Here is a 1,837-nt window from a genome sequence, read left to right on the forward strand (position 1 = left end):
GCGGGCACGCTGTTGGGTGTCTGAGGGTATGGCCGTATGGCTGCCTTCAGTGCCGGCCCCAGTGCACTCCGGTGGAAACCGGGGGTGATGGGTGGTTGGTCGTTGTTTGAGAACTGCACAGTGGACGCGAGCATCTGTGGCCAAGTTTTTAAGGGCGCACGGTGGATGCCTTGGCACCAGGAACCGATGAAGGACGTGGGAGGCCACGATAGGCCCCGGGGAGTCGTCAACCAGGCTTTGATCCGGGGGTGTCCGAATGGGGAAACCCGGCAGTCGTCATGGGCTGTCACCCTTGCCTGAACACATAGGGCAAGTGGAGGGAACGCGGGGAAGTGAAACATCTCAGTACCCGCAGGAAGAGAAAACAACCGTGATTCCGGGAGTAGTGGCGAGCGAAACCGGATGAGGCCAAACCGTATGCGTGTGAGACCCGGCAGGGGTTGCGTATACGGGGTTGTGGGATCTCTCTTTCACAGTCTGCCGGCTGTGAGGCGAGTCAGAAACCGTTGATGTAGGCGAAGGACATGCGAAAGGTCCGGCGTAGAGGGTAAGACCCCCGTAGCTGAAACATTGACGGCTCGTTTGAGAGACACCCAAGTAGCACGGGGCCCGAGAAATCCCGTGTGAATCTGGCGGGACCACCCGCTAAGCCTAAATATTCCCTGGTGACCGATAGCGGATAGTACCGTGAGGGAATGGTGAAAAGTACCGCGGGAGCGGAGTGAAATAGTACCTGAAACCGTGTGCCTACAAGCCGTGGGAGCGTCGCGTTGAGTACTTGTACTCAACGTCGTGACTGCGTGCCTTTTGAAGAATGAGCCTGCGAGTTTGCGGTGTGTTGCGAGGTTAACCCGGGTGGGGTAGCCGTAGCGAAAGCGAGTCCGAACAGGGCGTTTTAGTAGCACGCTCAAGACCCGAAGCGGAGTGATCTAGCCATGGGCAGGTTGAAGCGGAGGTAAGACTTCGTGGAGGACCGAACCCACCAGGGTTGAAAACCTGGGGGATGACCTGTGGTTAGGGGTGAAAGGCCAATCAAACTCCGTGATAGCTGGTTCTCCCCGAAATGCATTTAGGTGCAGCGTCGTGTGTTTCTTGCCGGAGGTAGAGCACTGGATAGGCGATGGGCCCTACCGGGTTACTGACCTTAGCCAAACTCCGAATGCCGGTAAGTGAGAGCGCGGCAGTGAGACTGTGGGGGATAAGCTCCATGGTCGAGAGGGAAACAGCCCAGAGCATCGACTAAGGCCCCTAAGCGTACGCTAAGTGGGAAAGGATGTGGAGTCGCAGAGACAACCAGGAGGTTGGCTTAGAAGCAGCCACCCTTGAAAGAGTGCGTAATAGCTCACTGGTCTAGTGATTCCGCGCCGACAATGTAGCGGGGCTCAAGCGTACCGCCGAAGTCGTGTCATTGCGATATATACCCCCAACGGGGATCGTGATGGGTAGGGGAGCGTCGTGTGCCGGGTGAAGCAGCCGCGGAAGCGAGTTGTGGACGGTTCACGAGTGAGAATGCAGGCATGAGTAGCGATACAAACGTGAGAAACGTTTGCGCCGATTGACCAAGGGTTCCTGGGTCAAGCTGATCTGCCCAGGGTAAGTCGGGACCTAAGGCGAGGCCGACAGGCGTAGTCGATGGATAACCGGTTGATATTCCGGTACCCGCTGTGAAGCGTCAAACATTGAACCAGGCGATGCTAAGTCCGTGAAGCCGTCCCGGATCCTTCGGGTGAAGGGGAGTGGTGGAGCCGACGGACCAGACTTGCAGTAGGTGAGTGATGGGGTGACGCAGGAAGGTAGTCCATCCCGGGCGGTGGTTGTCCCGGGGTAAGGGTGTAGG

The 1,837-nt window shown here is 57.8% G+C and carries 1 rRNA gene; it reads left to right on the forward strand.

What is annotated here, in order from left to right:
• Positions 1–138: 138 nt before the first annotated feature.
• Positions 139–1,837 (forward strand): 23S ribosomal RNA (locus tag HW837_RS47875); the annotation flags it as partial.

Source organism: Streptomyces caniscabiei, assembly GCF_014930365.1.
Lineage (GTDB): Bacteria > Actinomycetota > Actinomycetes > Streptomycetales > Streptomycetaceae > Streptomyces > Streptomyces caniscabiei.